The organism is Pseudarthrobacter sp. CCNWLW207 (genome assembly GCF_037203945.1).
Classification (GTDB): Bacteria; Actinomycetota; Actinomycetes; order Actinomycetales; family Micrococcaceae; genus Arthrobacter.
In genome coordinates, this window is the sequence record NZ_JBBCBS010000003.1 from 1 (window position 1) to 13,862 (window position 13,862).

Genomic DNA, 13,862 nt, shown 5'->3' on the forward strand with positions numbered 1-13,862 from the left:
CGTCGGCACCAACTGACTTCGAATGCGCGTCGGACGTAACCGGCGCACCTGACTGGGTCGTTGAAATGGCAGTCATTTTTCTCCTATTTCTCTATTACTTGCGAGGGACGTTCAGAAGGAAGTTGTTGGGACTGCTGGCAGTCCTGGCAGATGCCCTGGTACATGACATCGGCGATCTGGATGGTCATGGGCTTGGCGTCCTTATCCCAATGCGGGGTAAGGCAAGGCGCATGCCCGACGGCGCACTCTACGTCCTCGACGCGCCCGCAGCTGATGCAGATCGCGTGGTGGTGGTTATCGCCCACGCGGGTCTCGTACAGTGCGGGGGAGTGCGGCGGCTCAAAGCGGCGCAGCATGTGCAGGTCAGTGAGGTCGCCCAGGACCACGTAGACGGACTGCGCAGTGAGCTCCGGGAGCTCCTTGCGCGCGGCGGCGAGGATGCTCTCCGCGGGGGAGTGGGGGTGATGCTCGACGGCGGCCAGCACCGCCAGCCGCTGCTTGGTCACCCGGCGGCCGTGGGCGCGCAGGGCAGCAGCCCAGGCTTCGTGGCCGCCAAAGTGTTCCGTCATGCCTCTATTGAAGCACTTATTATGAGTTCATCACAATAAGGCTTGGCTAACCTCCGGAAGAGCCAGGAACTCCTGCATCGGATTGACTGATTCCCCAGCCGAACGTCCCATGGCGTGGACCTCCAATGGCCCATCGCCAGGCTCCGGAACCACACAGCTCAACCCGCTCACGCCGGGGCGCTCCGTCATGCTTTGGAGTGACGCGGCCAGCGCCAGCAAGTGTCCGGGCCTGAGCCCCGGTTCGCCCGACGACGGCGCCAACGCCGTGGACAACACAGTGTGGTGCGCGCCAGCCTTAAGCCGGGGTGGCGCCACGACGAGTTCCCCGAGATGGGAGTTCGCGGCAGTGTCGCCGGGCAACATTGTCTCGAACTGCCAACTCGGATCAGCCTGGCGCTCCAAAGCCAAACGGCGCAGCGCAGTGCGGAGGCCGCCGTCGTACTCCTGGAGTTCCTCGGCTGCGGCCGGTACCCGGCGCTGCGCGGGGAGGCGGAGCTGTTCGCCCGGGGTGACCGGCTCAGTGGCCCAGCGGCCGAACAGGTGGAACGTGGGCGTGGAGGATTCGACTTCCGGTTCGCCGATTGCCGCGCCGATGGGGTGCCACTGGTGGGCGAAAACCACGGTGCAGCGACTGGCGCCGAGGACCTCGGCGAGCGCCTGCCGGGCAGCATTGTGGCACCAAAGCCAGTCGGCGGCCGAGCGGAGATCGAAGGCAACGGCTGGATTCGTGAGCCGGATCAGGAGGTGGCCGGCGTTCAGCGCGGTCCGGGGACGGGCCACCTCCCAGAACGCCGATGCAAAAAGCAGCCGCCTGGATAGATTCATGCGCCAACTCCTTCCCCCGCCTGAGGATACCAAGCCGATGGCACAACACGACACGCAGGCGTGACCAGGTTTGCAGGTGGCTTCGGTGGGGACCCGCACCTCGACTGGCCCACACGGTACTAAAATTCTGACTGAGGGCCGGGTCCTGCTGCCCGGTCCCCTGAAGGCGTGCCGGGCAGACGTGGAGGAGTGGACGTGCACAAGCATTACAACGGCCTGAAAACTGCGGCGCTCTTCGGCGTCCTCTGGGCCGTCCTGCTAGGACTGGGCGGCCTGATCGGCCTCAACATGCGCAGCTCGGCGCCCATCTGGATCATGGCACTTATCGGCGTGGCCACCACGGCCTATGGCTACTGGAACAGCGACAAGATCGCCATACGCTCCATGCAGGCCTACCCGGTCGCCGAAACCCAGGCGCCGCAGCTGTACCAGATCGTCCGCGAGCTGTCAGTCCGCGCCAACCAGCCGATGCCACGCATCTATGTCTCGCCCACGATGAACCCGAATGCCTTCGCGACGGGGCGCAATCCGCGCAACGCCGCCGTTTGTGTCACAGAAGGCATCCTCCAGCTGTTGGACGCAAGGGAGCTCCGCGCCGTCCTGGGGCACGAACTCATGCACGTGTACAACCGCGACATCCTCACCTCCTCGGTGGCTGCCGCCGTCGCCGGCGTGATCACCTCGGTGGGCCAGATGCTGTTGTTCTTCGGCGGTGACAGGCGCAACTCCAATCCGCTGGCCATGCTGGCCATGGCCCTGTTGGCGCCGTTTGCGGCGTCCCTGATCCAGTTGGCCATCTCCCGGACCAGGGAGTACGACGCCGACGAGGACGGTGCGCAGCTGACCGGCGATCCGCTGGCGCTCGCCTCAGCCCTGGGACGGATTGAGCAGGGCGTGCGGATCGCGCCACTGCCACAGGACCAGAAGCTCGTCAACACCTCGCACCTGATGATCGCCAACCCGTTCCGCGGCGGGGCGATGACCAAGCTGTTCGCCACGCACCCGCCCATGAAGGACCGGATTGCCCGGCTCGAACGGATGGCGGGCCGGCGCTGACCCGGGGTTGATCAGCAAAGCTGGATGCCGCCGTCGTGCTTTCTTCGCTGCTGCTAGCTGCGGAAGTTGACGAACTGCAGGTCCGCCTCGTCAAAGTCCTTCAGCAGCGCCATGGTGGCCTGCAGGTCATCGCGTGACTTGGATGTGACGCGGAGTTCGTCGCCCTGGATCTGGGACTTGACCCCCTTGGGCGCTTCGTCGCGGATGAGCTTGTTGATCTTTTTGGCCAGGTCCTGCGCGATGCCTTCCTTGATGGAGGCCTCCAGGCGGAACTCCTTGCCGGACGCGTAGGGCTCACCGGTGTCCAGGGACTTCAGCGAGATGCCGCGGCGGATCAGCTTGGACTGGAGCACGTCCAGGACGGCCAGGACGCGTTCCTCCGAGTTCGCCTTCATCAGGATCTTCTCGCCGCTGAAGTCGACCTCGGCGCCGACGCCCTTGAAGTCGTAGCGCTGGGCCAGTTCCTTCTGGGCCTGGTTCAGGGCGTTGGCCACTTCCTGCTTGTCCACTTTGCTTACGACGTCGAACGTTGACTCGCCTGCCATGATTCTCCTTGTGCTGGTGGTGTTATGCCGGTGGTGCGGCTGGTTGCGCCCGGGAGGCGCCTGATGTCTGCATTCCAGCCTAATACGGATGCCCCTGTTGGTCGTTGCCGCTTTTCACAGTTCCCTCTCAGCGGACACCGGGCGGGAACGAAGCCCCGCGCCACAGAGTTGGAGTTGTTGGAAAGAGCGCGAAGGGAAAGACCATGCACCGCAAAGCCGTCCGTTACGTCAACCGAACCACCACTGCAGCCGCCGGAGCCGTGGCTACCGCAGCCACCTCCGTCGCGGCCGCCGCCGTGGCGGCCTCCATCATCTTCAGCCCGGTGGCGGATGCTTCTGCCCGCATGGACGGCGTCAGTGAGGACCTGCTGCGTGCGGTCGAACTGAACCAGATCACCGAGGAGCAGGCCGTGAAGTTCGAGGCCCGGCTCGCCGGACGCATTCTCGGCGAGGCCTGATTCGGGCCGTTTTCCGCGCCGTTTCGGGGTTTTTCACGTGCGTTCCGCAGGACCGGGGGCTCGATTCGATTCTTCGGCAGAAGTTCTGTAAAGTTGTCTTGCCCGCGGTTACTGGAAGCGGAACGGCCCGGAAACGGACGTTCCGAACACTGCAGCCGGGGGTGATCTTCTTTTGAAGTTCGGCAGATTACCCGAGCGGCCAAAGGGGGCTGACTGTAAATCAGCTGGCAACGCCTACGGGGGTTCGAATCCCTCATCTGCCACCCAAGGAAAGCCTCCGGAACCATCAGGTTCCGGAGGCTTTTTCGTGCCTGAAGCGACCCCCGGCCGCCTGTCCTGCCCTGCTGCGGGGTATTCCCCTCCTCGTGGTCTTTTCCCCCCTGCGTTACAGGGGGAATTGACCACGCAAAGGGGAAATCTGGGCCGTCGACAGCTTTATGGCTCCGGCGTAGGCTGGCAGCATCGGCGCATGAACCCGATGCCCTGCGTCGATGCATCAATCGATGAAGGAGTACCAATGAGTGCTGTACGTGAATTCATGACTACAGATGCAAAGTGTATTAAGGAGACCCAGTCCCTCACGGATGCTGCCCGGATGATGCAGGATCTGGACTGTGGCTCGTTGCCGATCTGCGGTGACGACGGAAAGTTGAAGGGCATGATCACCGATCGTGACATCGTGCTCAAATGCATCGCCGCCGGCCGCGATCCCCGCGAAATGATGGCCAAGGACCTCGCTACCGGCAAGCCTTACTGGGTTGACGCCGATGCGAATGTCGACGCCGCCATCGAACTGATGGAGAGGCACCAGGTCCGGCGTCTCCCGGTCATCGCCGACCACAAGTTGGTGGGCATCATCAGCCAGGGCGACATCGCCCGCAACTACTCCGAGCAGCGTGTGGGCGAGCTGGTGGAACACATTTCGGAACGCAGCCGAATGCAGGTGTAGTCAGCAACTGAAGCAGAACGCCACGGAGTCCTCTCCGTGGCGTTACTTTGTGGGCCGTCATGGCCTTGTCCGCGGTTCCCCGCCTTGAAGGTTAGGAACCACGGACAAGCTTTGGAAGGTCAGTTCAGCGCGATCAGGAGCATCTGGCTGGTTCCCGGGATACAGGTCTGCAGGATAGCCCTGGGGAAACCACCGAAAACGGCCTTGACGTCGTTGGTGGTGCCGGGGTTGGGAACCTGCCCACGGGCGGTGGCCGTGTAGGTTCCGTAGCCCGGGATGCTGATGGTTTCGCCCACGGCGATGCCGGAGAAGCGCGCCCAGCCGCCGCAGAAGTCATGTTCGGTGATGAACAGCGAGTAGCCATCGTTGGGGGTGAAGTGGATGGGGCCGATGCAGGCGTCCACCATTGCCTGTCCGCCCGCGCCCGCTACATAGATCGTCCGGACCGCAGGCGCGGCCTGGCCCGGAGCCGTTGGGGCGGCGACGGCGGGACCGGTCAGCACCAAGGACTGGCCGGGGACGATGATGCTGTAGGCACCCAGCCCGTTGGCGGCCAGCATCGCATTCAGGTCCACGCCATACCGTGCGGCGATCCCACCCACAGTGTCGCCGGGAACAACGGTGTAGCGGTTGGAGTCGACCGAGGGAGCAGGCGGCGGAGCAGGCGCCGGAGCAGGCGCCGGAGCAGGCGCCGGAGCTGGTGCAGGACCCTCGGCCTGTGCAGGACCCTCGGCCGGTGCGGCCGCGGTCGTGCTTACCTCCGGTGGAAGCGGAACCTCTGCAGTGCGGACGGGCCCTGCTAAGGAAGCAACGCCAACGGCGGAGACCACGGCAGCGGCGGCCATGCCTGCCCAGAGCCGGTTGCTGACAGGATTGCGGGTCTGGGTCAGTTCTGCCCGGGGGACGTCTGTTTCGAAGTTCCGGCTGGGAGGTTCGGAAGGTTTTGCGGTCAACTGATGCATGGGTGGCCCATCGCAGGTCGGCCCAGTCAAGGAAAAGCAGCGGTGGATGCCGCCGGTTCCCCTTGGAGGACGGATCGAGGTGTGATGCGCTATGCGGTTCCGGTCAGTAACCGGCGCCGCGCAGGGATGCGCGTGATGGGAGCCGCCCGCATACCCAGAAGATGCGGGAGCTCCACCATGAAGCGGCATCGTCCACCCCAGCTCGGAGGATGCGCCAGCAACGTATTCGGCCCTAGGAATTCCGAGTCTAGGAAGCCGTTGCGCCAGGCGGCACCAGTAGGGGTTACTCGAATTTTTCGCAACAAAGCCAGTGGCGGGCGTTTTTTCTACTCAGTAGTACTCGCCGCGGCTACGCGAACTTCAGGGCGTGCGCCGGTCCCTCAGTTCGGCGACCTCGCGCCGCAGCGATGCGATCTCCTCCACCAGGTCGGCCAGCTCGGCCCGGACGGGTTCCTCCGCAGACTCCGCGGCGGCTTCGGTGGATTCCTCAACGCGCTGGACAAGCCAGGAGGCGATGGAAGCGGTGACCACGCCGAGCACGGCGATGCCGCTCATCATGAGCGCCGCGGCAACCATCCGGCCGATCGGAGTCACGGGATACATGTCGCCGTATCCCACAGTGGTGATAGTGGTGATGGCCCACCAGACGGCGTCGCCGAAGGTCAGGATCTTGGCATCTGGAGCGGACTGTTCAACATCCAGCACTGCCAAGGCACCCACAAAGACGAGCAGGGCAGCTGAGCCGGCCACATACGTGACAACGCGGCCACGGAGTGTTTCACCGACGGTCCGGTGCAGTACCGAGAGCAGCGTCACCAGCCGGAGCAGCCTGAGTGGACGGAAGAAGGGCAGGGCAACTATCAGGAGTTCGTGCAGGTTCCAGAGGAACCAGCGACGCCGGTCCTCGGCGAGCCACAGGTTGGCTGCGTAGTCGAGGGCGAAGATCCCCCAGGTCAGCCACAGGACGGCCTCCAGCCACTCGGCGGCGCTTCCTTCGACGCGGCCGATCACCTGCCACGCATAGGCGGCCAGGAACACCAGTGCAGTTCCCATCAGCGGCCACTCGGCGAGGTCCCGGTAGCGTTGTTGCGTCATGCGCCACATCCTACGCGGGAGCTCTTGAAAGTCAGGCTGGCCCCTCAAGTTACTGACGGGTAACATTGGGGGATGCACCTGCTTCTTCGTACCCTCCTGATGCTGTTCACGTCCGCCCGCCGCTCCGCGCTCACCATCTGGGACACCTCGTCCTTACCGCTGCGCGTCCTGCCCACCGACATCGACATCGCCATGCACGTCAACAACGGCATGTATTTCTCCCTCATGGACCTGGGCCGGTTTGACCTCATGGTCCGCAGCGGCGTCTGGAAGAGGATGCGCCGGCGCGGCTGGAACCCGGTGGCAGCGGGGGAGACCATCGCCTTCCGGAAGTCCCTGCAGCTGTGGCAGCAGTACACCATCGAAACGAAGATTATCGGCCTGGATGCCAAAGCCATCTACTTTGAGCAGCGCATGGTGGCCGACGGCGAGATTTACGCCCGTGCCTACATCGCCACCCGCCTGGTCAGCAACGGCAAACCCGTCAGTCAGGAAGAGATCCTGCGGGAGTTCGGCCAGCCCCCGGCGGACTGCATTCTGCCCGAATGGATTCACGAGTGGCGTGAGGCCAACGCATTGCCGGGCAGCCGGACACCTGCCCCGCATCTCTGGGAAGCCAGGGCCTGACCGCAGGCCAAGCGAACAAAAACGGCCGACGACGGCACCCGGCTATGCGCCGACGTCGCGCCTTTCCACCGCGAAAGCAGCCAGCGCCACTAGGGCCGCCGAGATACCCCACAGCCACCCCGCCGCGGCCCAGTCCGCACCGTTGGCCACAGGGGAATTTCCATACGCCCAGTGGTAAGGGCTCAAATTCAGCAACCATTGCACATCATCGCTCTGCCGGCCGACGGCGTTGAAAACATACCCCAGCACCCCCACCGCGGCACCGGCGGCGAGCCCGTACGTCCGGCGGCCGGTCACCGCTCCCGCGCAAAGCGCCGCGGTTCCGCTCAGGAGCGCCAGGCCGGCGAACAGCACCGCCGCGCCGAACAGGTTCTCCGGAAGAATGTCCAGCTTGGCCGGGTCATTCAGCAGCCGGACCAGCACAAAGACCAGGGCCGCGAGCAGCACCACACGCAGGACCAGGGAGAGCGCGCGTTCAAGCACCACCTGGACCCGGGTCACGCCGTGGGCGAGCGTCAACTCCAGCTGGCCGGACTCCTCGTCACCACCCACCGCGGCGGCACCCCATCCCACGGAGGCGATGGTCATCAGGAGGAACCCGATCAGGCCGAAGAGCGTGGCCTGGGTATAGCCGGGGCCGGTGGCGATCTGGTCGTAGTTCAGCGCCTTGGTCATCTCGGCCGGGAGGGCATCGATCATGTCCTGCATTTGCGCACTTCCGCCGATGGACGGGTACAGCGGCAGGTACAGGAACGTGGCGCCGGACAGCCCGGCTCCCCACGCGAGGGTGGAGCGCCAGGAATCAAAAAACGCCCGCCGGAACAGCGGAAGCTTGGTGCTCACGTTGCTGCCTCCTGCTGGCTTGAATACATCTTCAGTACCGATTCCTCCAGGTCAGGCTCCTCCAGGACAAGGTCGGTCAGCTGCAGGGACGCGAGCACCTGGACCAAGGGCTGGATGTCACCTTCCAGCGTGGCTGACACGGTGACGGTGCTGCCGGAGTCAAGCACCTCCACGCGTCCGACGCCGGGCACCGCACCCAGCAGCGCGCCGGCGTCGTGCGCGTTGATTCCGTGAGCGGAAAGCCGGACGTGCCGCACGGCACCTGCCCGAAGTCCGCTCACCGACTCAACAGCGATGATCCTGCCGTCCCGCAGGATGGCAACCGTATCCGCCGTCTGCTGTACTTCGCTCAGGACGTGGGAGCTAAGGAAAATGGTCTGGCCATTGTGCTGCGCTTCCCGCACCATGGCATGGAACTCCTGCTGGATCAGCGGATCCAGGCCGCTGGTGGGCTCGTCAAGGACCAGCAGTTCCGGATCGTGCATAAATGCCTGGACCAGGCCCAGTTTTTGCTTGTTGCCCTTGGACAGCTTGCGCGTATGGCGGTCCAGGTCCAACCCCAGCCGTTCGGCCAGCGCATCGATCCGGCCCGGTGCTACCGGACCGCTGATGGCCTGATAATGGGCCAGGAGTTTCCGGCCGGTGACCCGGCCCTCGAGGAACAGCTCTCCCGGAAGGTAGCCGATCCGCCGGCGGAGTTCCGGACCGGCCGCCCGCGGGTCCTTCCCGAGGACCCGGACCTCCCCGGAAGTGGGTCGGATGATGTCCAGCAGGCAGCGCATGGTAGTGGTTTTGCCCGCACCGTTGGGGCCGATGACGCCGAACACCGAGCCGGCCTCGACCGCGAAGTCCACGCCGTGGAGCACCTCCCGGCGGCCGAATTTCTTGGTGAGGGACTTCGTGGAGATGGCGTGCGGCATGCACCCTCCCGTGTGCGGCGTTCAGCGGCTGATCACCCCAAGGGTAGGCTTGGCGGCCCGCCCTGTATATGGGGTGCCGCAGTTATTCCCAATGACGCGCGAAGCGAACAGGGCCCCCAGGCCGCGACATTCCATGGCCTGCTCGCGTACCGTTGAAACCATGGCTACCGTTGACATCACAGGTGAACAGTTCGCATCGACCATCGAAGGCAATGACATTGTCCTGGTCGACTTCTGGGCTGAATGGTGCGGTCCCTGCAAGCAGTTCGGGCCCACGTACAGCGCCGTGTCGGAGAAGCACTCCGACGTCCTGTTCACGAAGGTGGACACCGAGGCCGAGCAGCAGCTCGCTGCCGAGGCCGGAATCACGTCCATCCCCACGCTGATGGCGTTCCGCGAAAAAGTCCTGGTCTTCTCGCAGCCCGGCGCCCTGAACGCCCAGCAGCTGGAGCAGGTGGTTGACGCAGTCAAGGCCCTGGACATGGACGAGGTGCACGCCCACGTGGCGCGTTCGAAGGCAGAGGCCGCGGCCGGCGAGGCCAAGGACAACTCCTAGCCCTTAAAACGCATCGACTGCTCCGTAAGCGCCCTTTAGAACGTCCAAAAGGGCCCTTACGGAGCAGTCGATGCTTAAGTGGCGGGGGGCTAGAGGCGTTCCAGCTTCACGGGCTCGGCCAGCAGGGCGCTCAGGGATTCGTTGAGGTCCTGGACAGCGGTGCCCTTGGAGTGCTTCTCCAGATCCTCTTCGGACGCCCACTGCTCCGTCAGGACCAGCTTCTCTTCGGTGGCCTCGGTCAGCTCGTAACGGATGCATCCGGGCTCATTCACCACCTCGTCGATGGCGATTTCCAGGGCGAGCTTCACACGGAAGAACTCGCCCTCGTTGGGGATGAACGTTGCCTGCAGGTCGATGGGTGCACTCATGGATTTCACAATACCGGGCCGCAGGCTGCCGCCCGTTCCTGTTTACGCGCAGACACCAGCCTGTTGCGCTTCCCATGTGCTTTCAATGCCGGGGGCCAGTTGGTAGCGTGCCAGCATGCGCGCTTATACAGCCGGGGACACTGACGTCCCGCTGCTCGAGGAGACCATCGGCACGAACTTTGAGCGGGTGGTGGCCCAGTTTCCCTTCCACGACGCGCTGATAGAGGCCGCGGCCGTTCCCGGAGCCGACGCCCGACGGTGGAGCTACACCAAAATGAACGACGACGTCGACCGCCTCGCGCGTGCGCTCCTCGCCTTGGGCATTGCCAAGGGAGACCGCGTGGGCATCTGGAGTCCGAACTGCGCCGAGTGGACCCTGCTGCAGTACGCTATGGCGAAGTCCGGCGCGATCCTGGTGAACGTCAACCCCGCCTACCGCAGCCACGAGTTGGAGTTCGTGGTGAAACAGAACGGCATGCGCATGCTGGTCGCGGCGCCGTCGGACCGGACCAGCGACTATGTGGGGATGGCCCGCCAGGCCCTGGCCGCCTGCCCGGACCTGCGGGAACTGGTCTTCCTGCCGGATCCGGGCGTGGACGGGCTCGACGCCGGCATCCCCCAAAGCGACGCAGAGCTGACGTACGGCGAGCTGCTCAAGCGGGCGGACGTCGTCGGGCATTCCGCCCTGAGGGCGCGGATGGCAGAACTGGACCCGCACGACCCCGTCAACCTGCAATACACCTCCGGGACCACGGGCTTCCCCAAGGGCGCCACCCTGACGCACCACAACATCCTGAACAACGGCTACTCCATCGGGGAGCTGCTGGGTTACACCGAACATGACCGCGTAGTGATTCCGGTGCCGTTCTACCACTGCTTCGGCATGGTGATCGGCAACCTCGCTGCGCTCAGCCATGGCGCGGCCACCATCATTCCCGGCCGTGGCTTCAGCCCCGCGGCGGCGCTGGAGGCGGTACAGGACTTCGGCGGGACATCGCTCTACGGCGTGCCCACCATGTTCATTGCCGAACTGGCGCTTCCGGACTTCGCTTCCTACGACCTCGCCACCCTTCGCACGGGCGTCATGGCGGGATCAGTGTGCCCCATCGACGTGATGAACCGGGTGATCTCCGAGATGCACATGGTGGACGTGGCCATCTGCTACGGCATGACCGAGACCTCGCCGGTGTCCACCATGACCCGGAACGGTGACACCCTCCAGCAGCGCACCGAGACCGTGGGCCGCACTATGCCCAGGCTGGAAAGCCAGATCATCGACCCCGGCTCCGGCGACGTGCTGGAACGGGGAAGGATCGGCGAACTGTGCACGCGCGGCTATGCGGTGATGCAGGGATATTGGAACCAGCCGGACAAGACAGCGGAAGCCATCGACGCCGACGGCTGGATGCACACCGGCGACCTCGCCCGGATGGACGACGACGGCTACGTGGTGATCGAGGGCCGGATCAAGGACATGGTGATCCGCGGCGGCGAAAACATCTACCCGCGCGAGATCGAGGAGTTCCTCTACAGCCACCCCTCCATCCAGGACGTGCAGGTCATCGGGGTGCCGGACGCCAAATACGGCGAGGAACTGATGGCCTGCATCATCCTGAAGCCCGGCGCCGAGCGGCTCGATGCGGCCGCCGTGGCCGATTTCTGCCGGGGGAAGCTGGCCCACTACAAGGTCCCCCGCTACGTGGACGTCCGCGAAAGCTTCCCCATGACGGTCTCCGGGAAAGTCCGCAAAGTGGAAATGCGCGAGGAGGCTGTGGCCAGGCTGGGGCTCTGACAGGCGGGCTAGGCTCAGGTTGCCGCGGCTGGCTCGATCTGCGCGAGCAGACCGGCAGCGTCGTAGTAGCGGCGTTCCTCGATGACTTCTCCGTCAGCGTTGAACTTCGAGAAGACAGCCCCGCTGTTGTCGATGGAATTTCCGGTAGCGGGAATCTCCCCCTCGGGGGAAGCCAGCGGGCCAAGGTGCGTCCCGCGCAAGGTGTACTCGCCCGCTACCGTCTCGCCGTCCTGGAGAAGGGGACCCACCGTGACTCGTGCGTCCGGGAAGGCCCGCAAGAGTTCCACCATGTCCTGCTCGATGGCGTCCCGCCCCTTCAACGGCTGCGGATAGAGCGGGTCGTGAACCACCGCGTCCGCGGCGTAGGTTGCGGCGAAGGCCTTCGCATCGTGGGCGTTAACTGCATCCACCGCCGTGGTAAATGCACTGGTCAATGGGCTCGTGTTCATCGTTTGCTCCTAAATTCGTTCCTGTTGTCCGTTTTCCGGGACACCTTCAGGCTCCCCTGATTGGTGGCAGCGGGGATCGGTCAGCTGACCCATTTTGTGGCCCATGCCGAAGTGCTGTAATTGAAGCGTGACGCTGGAGGAAATCACAGCGAGAGGCCACGAGGCACTGGAAGCGGGGCAGTGGGCGCAGGCCCGGGCCGCGTTTGAGGAAGCGCTTGTGGGCACCGGATCGGCAGGCGCGCTGGCGGGCCTGGGTGACGCCCTGTTTTTCCTCGGCGAAGTTGGTGAAAGCGTCCGCTGCCGTGAGCGCGCCTATGCCGCCAGCCGCCGCGCCGGCAACATGCCGGAGGCGATCGACTCCGCAGTGTGGCTGTGCCTCGTCTACGGGATGTCCCTGGGCAATGAGGCAGCGGCGCGGGGCTGGCTCGCCCGCGCCGAAAGCATGGCCGACCCGGACGACGGACTGACCCAGGCCTGGGTCGATTATTGTGCGGCCCTCCTCGCCACGGATGTGCACTCATGCCGGGACCTGATCGAGCGGGCGCTGGCCACCTCGCAGGAGCTGGGCGACCCGGACCTCGCAGTCTGCGCCCTTGCCGAGCGCGGAGTCCTCCTGGTCAAGGACGGCGAAGTCCAGGCCGGGTTGCGGTGCGTGGATGAGGCAATGGCCAGCGCTTTGGGCGGCGATGGGACCACGTTCTACACCGTGGTTATGGCGAGCTGTTCGATGCTGACGGTCTGCGACCTCCTGAGCGACCTCGGGCGGGCAACCCAGTGGTCGCAGGCTGCAGATGACTACATGAGAGCGTATGGATGCCCCTACCTTTATGCCCAGTGCCGGCTGGTCCACGGGCGCGTTCTCCTGCTGACGGGCCACTGGGCCGAAGCAGACGAGGAATTGCGGCGTGCCGCCGCAGGCACAAGGGGCGTTTTCCCCGGCATGTTCCACCAGGCCATCGCGAGCCTTGCCGAGCTTCGCCTGCGCCAGGGACGCTTCGACGAGTCCCGGGCATTGATTGAGGGCATCGGTACCCCGGTCGAGGCCAGCCTTGTGGCGGCGGGCCTGGCCCTCCGAAACAACGAACCGGCGGTGGCTGTGGCCCTGGCAGAGCGGTGGCTTCGGTCGGAAAGCATCAACAGCGACGCCGTGGCTCCGCCGCTGCACGCGGGCGGGCAGCGGACGTCACTGGAGACGGCGGGCGCACGCGGCCTCCTGGTGGAAGCACACCTGGCAGCCGGAAATCCCGCTGCTGCCGCTGCGGCGGCCGAATACCTTGCCACGCTCGACGGCGGCACAGGGGAAGTGCGGTTGCTGTCCGCCCATGCCGCGCTGGCGAAGGGGCGGGTGGCCGCCGCCGAAGGCCGGCAGGAGACCGCAACGGTCTACTTTGAGGACGCCCTCACCTGGTTCGGGCGGCTCGAGCTTCCGCTGGAGGCGGCACGCACCAGGCTGGAGCTTGCGCGGGCATTGGCCCAAGGCCAGCCCGCGCTCGCAGTCTCGGAAGCCCGCTCTGCCCTGTCAGCGCTGGACAAGCTGGGGGCATCCCATGATGCAGACGTGGCTGCGGCCCTGCTGCGGTCCTGGGGTGCCGGGGGCCGGTCCGTTCCCCGCGAGGCAGGCATCCTCACCCGCCGGGAGCAGGAGATCCTGCGCCTGCTGGTCGAGGGCTATTCCAACCCTGAAATCGCAGGACAGCTGTTCATCAGCAGCAAGACCGTGGCACACCACGTGAGCAACGTGCTGGAGAAACTGGGCCTACGCAACCGTGCTGAAGCCGCAGCCTACGCCGCCCGCCTGGACTCCGCCTGACCGGGCCTTGATTGCCCCGCATTTACCGGTTTGTGCTG

At 65.2% G+C, this 13,862-nt stretch carries 16 protein-coding genes and 1 tRNA gene; 8 read left to right on the plus strand and 9 right to left on the minus strand.

All coding sequences use genetic code 11. The annotated features are described in order from the left end of the window. Positions 1-83 precede the first annotated feature (83 nt). Together V9L17_RS05655 and V9L17_RS05660 are read right to left on the minus strand one after the other, a co-directional pair. Positions 84-569, minus strand: coding sequence for a Fur family transcriptional regulator (locus V9L17_RS05655; RefSeq protein ID WP_337346756.1), 486 nt, complete (start codon positions 567-569; stop codon positions 84-86). Positions 570-599: 30 nt separating this feature from the next. Continuing rightward, positions 600-1,394: a hypothetical protein gene (locus tag V9L17_RS05660; protein ID WP_337350781.1), complete on the minus strand. Its 795-nt coding sequence runs from the start codon at positions 1,392-1,394 to the stop codon at positions 600-602. A 195-nt stretch (positions 1,395-1,589) separates the two neighbouring features. On the opposite strand from V9L17_RS05660, the gene htpX reads away from it, so the two are divergent. After that, positions 1,590-2,450 carry a zinc metalloprotease HtpX gene (gene htpX, locus V9L17_RS05665; RefSeq protein WP_337350782.1) on the plus strand — a complete coding sequence of 287 codons (861 nt, stop codon included), beginning with the start codon at positions 1,590-1,592 and terminating at the stop codon, positions 2,448-2,450. A gap of 53 nt (positions 2,451-2,503) precedes the next feature. On the opposite strand, the gene V9L17_RS05670 is transcribed toward htpX, so the two are convergent. Further along, positions 2,504-2,995: a YajQ family cyclic di-GMP-binding protein gene (locus V9L17_RS05670; protein ID WP_066293529.1), complete on the minus strand. Its 492-nt coding sequence runs from the start codon at positions 2,993-2,995 to the stop codon at positions 2,504-2,506. Between the two features lie 203 nt (positions 2,996-3,198). On the opposite strand from V9L17_RS05670, the gene V9L17_RS05675 reads away from it, so the two are divergent. The 3 genes from V9L17_RS05675 to V9L17_RS05685 all read left to right on the plus strand — a co-directional run bounded on the left by V9L17_RS05675 (position 3,199) and on the right by V9L17_RS05685 (position 4,402). Beyond that, positions 3,199-3,453 carry a hypothetical protein gene (locus V9L17_RS05675; RefSeq protein WP_337346760.1) on the plus strand — a complete coding sequence of 85 codons (255 nt, stop codon included), beginning with the start codon at positions 3,199-3,201 and terminating at the stop codon, positions 3,451-3,453. 181 nt (positions 3,454-3,634) lie between these two features. Next, positions 3,635-3,716, plus strand: a tRNA-Tyr gene (locus V9L17_RS05680). A gap of 254 nt (positions 3,717-3,970) precedes the next feature. Beyond that, complete coding sequence (locus V9L17_RS05685; protein ID WP_337346761.1) at positions 3,971-4,402, plus strand: CBS domain-containing protein; 432 nt, start codon at positions 3,971-3,973, stop codon at positions 4,400-4,402. A gap of 119 nt (positions 4,403-4,521) precedes the next feature. Here the strand turns inward: V9L17_RS05685 and V9L17_RS05690 are convergent, their stop codons facing one another. Both V9L17_RS05690 and V9L17_RS05695 read right to left on the minus strand, forming a co-directional pair. Beyond that, positions 4,522-5,364, minus strand: a complete 843-nt coding sequence (locus V9L17_RS05690; protein WP_337350783.1) for a LysM peptidoglycan-binding domain-containing protein — start codon at positions 5,362-5,364, stop codon at positions 4,522-4,524. 360 nt (positions 5,365-5,724) lie between these two features. Continuing rightward, a complete protein-coding gene (locus V9L17_RS05695) occupies positions 5,725-6,459 on the minus strand; it encodes a potassium channel family protein (RefSeq protein ID WP_337350784.1) in 735 nt (244 codons plus the stop codon). 72 nt (positions 6,460-6,531) lie between these two features. Here V9L17_RS05695 and V9L17_RS05700 point away from each other — a divergent pair, with 72 nt between their 5' ends. Beyond that, the gene (locus V9L17_RS05700; protein ID WP_337350785.1) at positions 6,532-7,086 is read left to right on the plus strand and encodes an acyl-CoA thioesterase; all 555 of its coding nucleotides are present in this window, start codon (positions 6,532-6,534) and stop codon (positions 7,084-7,086) included. Between the two features lie 42 nt (positions 7,087-7,128). Here the strand turns inward: V9L17_RS05700 and V9L17_RS05705 are convergent, their stop codons facing one another. Next, positions 7,129-7,929 (minus strand): ABC transporter permease subunit, encoded by an 801-nt coding sequence (locus V9L17_RS05705; RefSeq protein ID WP_337350786.1) that lies wholly within the window; start codon positions 7,927-7,929, stop codon positions 7,129-7,131. Further along, positions 7,926-8,849, minus strand: a complete 924-nt coding sequence (locus tag V9L17_RS05710) for an ABC transporter ATP-binding protein (protein ID WP_337350787.1) — start codon at positions 8,847-8,849, stop codon at positions 7,926-7,928. The genes V9L17_RS05705 and V9L17_RS05710 overlap by 4 nt, the downstream gene beginning before the upstream one ends. A gap of 160 nt (positions 8,850-9,009) precedes the next feature. Here V9L17_RS05710 and trxA point away from each other — a divergent pair, with 160 nt between their 5' ends. Further along, complete coding sequence (trxA, locus tag V9L17_RS05715) at positions 9,010-9,405, plus strand: thioredoxin (RefSeq protein WP_337346767.1); 396 nt, start codon at positions 9,010-9,012, stop codon at positions 9,403-9,405. Between the two features lie 89 nt (positions 9,406-9,494). Here the strand turns inward: trxA and V9L17_RS05720 are convergent, their stop codons facing one another. Next, the gene (locus V9L17_RS05720; protein WP_337346768.1) at positions 9,495-9,773 is read right to left on the minus strand and encodes a putative quinol monooxygenase; all 279 of its coding nucleotides are present in this window, start codon (positions 9,771-9,773) and stop codon (positions 9,495-9,497) included. A 115-nt stretch (positions 9,774-9,888) separates the two neighbouring features. Here V9L17_RS05720 and V9L17_RS05725 point away from each other — a divergent pair, with 115 nt between their 5' ends. Next, positions 9,889-11,565 carry an AMP-binding protein gene (locus V9L17_RS05725; RefSeq protein ID WP_337350788.1) on the plus strand — a complete coding sequence of 559 codons (1,677 nt, stop codon included), beginning with the start codon at positions 9,889-9,891 and terminating at the stop codon, positions 11,563-11,565. 14 nt (positions 11,566-11,579) lie between these two features. Here V9L17_RS05725 and V9L17_RS05730 read toward each other — a convergent pair whose 3' ends face one another. Further along, positions 11,580-12,014, minus strand: coding sequence for an ester cyclase (locus tag V9L17_RS05730; protein ID WP_337350789.1), 435 nt, complete (start codon positions 12,012-12,014; stop codon positions 11,580-11,582). Positions 12,015-12,141: 127 nt separating this feature from the next. Between V9L17_RS05730 and V9L17_RS05735 the strand changes: the two genes are divergently transcribed. Next, positions 12,142-13,824 carry a helix-turn-helix transcriptional regulator gene (locus tag V9L17_RS05735; protein WP_337350790.1) on the plus strand — a complete coding sequence of 561 codons (1,683 nt, stop codon included), beginning with the start codon at positions 12,142-12,144 and terminating at the stop codon, positions 13,822-13,824. Positions 13,825-13,862: the final 38 nt, after the last annotated feature.

Bases quoted from the DNA above. Each gene is read 5' to 3' on its own strand.
- V9L17_RS05655 (WP_337346756.1), bottom strand. From the start codon at position 569: ATGACGGAACACTTTGGCGGCCACGAAGCCTGGGCTGCTGCCCTGCGC.
- V9L17_RS05660 (WP_337350781.1), bottom strand. From the start codon at position 1,394: ATGAATCTATCCAGGCGGCTGCTTTTTGCATCGGCGTTCTGGGAGGTG.
- V9L17_RS05670 (WP_066293529.1), bottom strand. From the start codon at position 2,995: ATGGCAGGCGAGTCAACGTTCGACGTCGTAAGCAAAGTGGACAAGCAG.
- V9L17_RS05675 (WP_337346760.1), top strand. From the start codon at position 3,199: ATGCACCGCAAAGCCGTCCGTTACGTCAACCGAACCACCACTGCAGCC.
- V9L17_RS05685 (WP_337346761.1), top strand. From the start codon at position 3,971: ATGAGTGCTGTACGTGAATTCATGACTACAGATGCAAAGTGTATTAAG.
- V9L17_RS05690 (WP_337350783.1), bottom strand. From the start codon at position 5,364: ATGCATCAGTTGACCGCAAAACCTTCCGAACCTCCCAGCCGGAACTTC.
- V9L17_RS05695 (WP_337350784.1), bottom strand. From the start codon at position 6,459: ATGACGCAACAACGCTACCGGGACCTCGCCGAGTGGCCGCTGATGGGA.
- V9L17_RS05700 (WP_337350785.1), top strand. From the start codon at position 6,532: ATGCACCTGCTTCTTCGTACCCTCCTGATGCTGTTCACGTCCGCCCGC.
- V9L17_RS05710 (WP_337350787.1), bottom strand. From the start codon at position 8,849: ATGCCGCACGCCATCTCCACGAAGTCCCTCACCAAGAAATTCGGCCGC.
- trxA (WP_337346767.1), top strand. From the start codon at position 9,010: ATGGCTACCGTTGACATCACAGGTGAACAGTTCGCATCGACCATCGAA.
- V9L17_RS05720 (WP_337346768.1), bottom strand. From the start codon at position 9,773: ATGAGTGCACCCATCGACCTGCAGGCAACGTTCATCCCCAACGAGGGC.
- V9L17_RS05725 (WP_337350788.1), top strand. From the start codon at position 9,889: ATGCGCGCTTATACAGCCGGGGACACTGACGTCCCGCTGCTCGAGGAG.
- V9L17_RS05730 (WP_337350789.1), bottom strand. From the start codon at position 12,014: ATGAACACGAGCCCATTGACCAGTGCATTTACCACGGCGGTGGATGCA.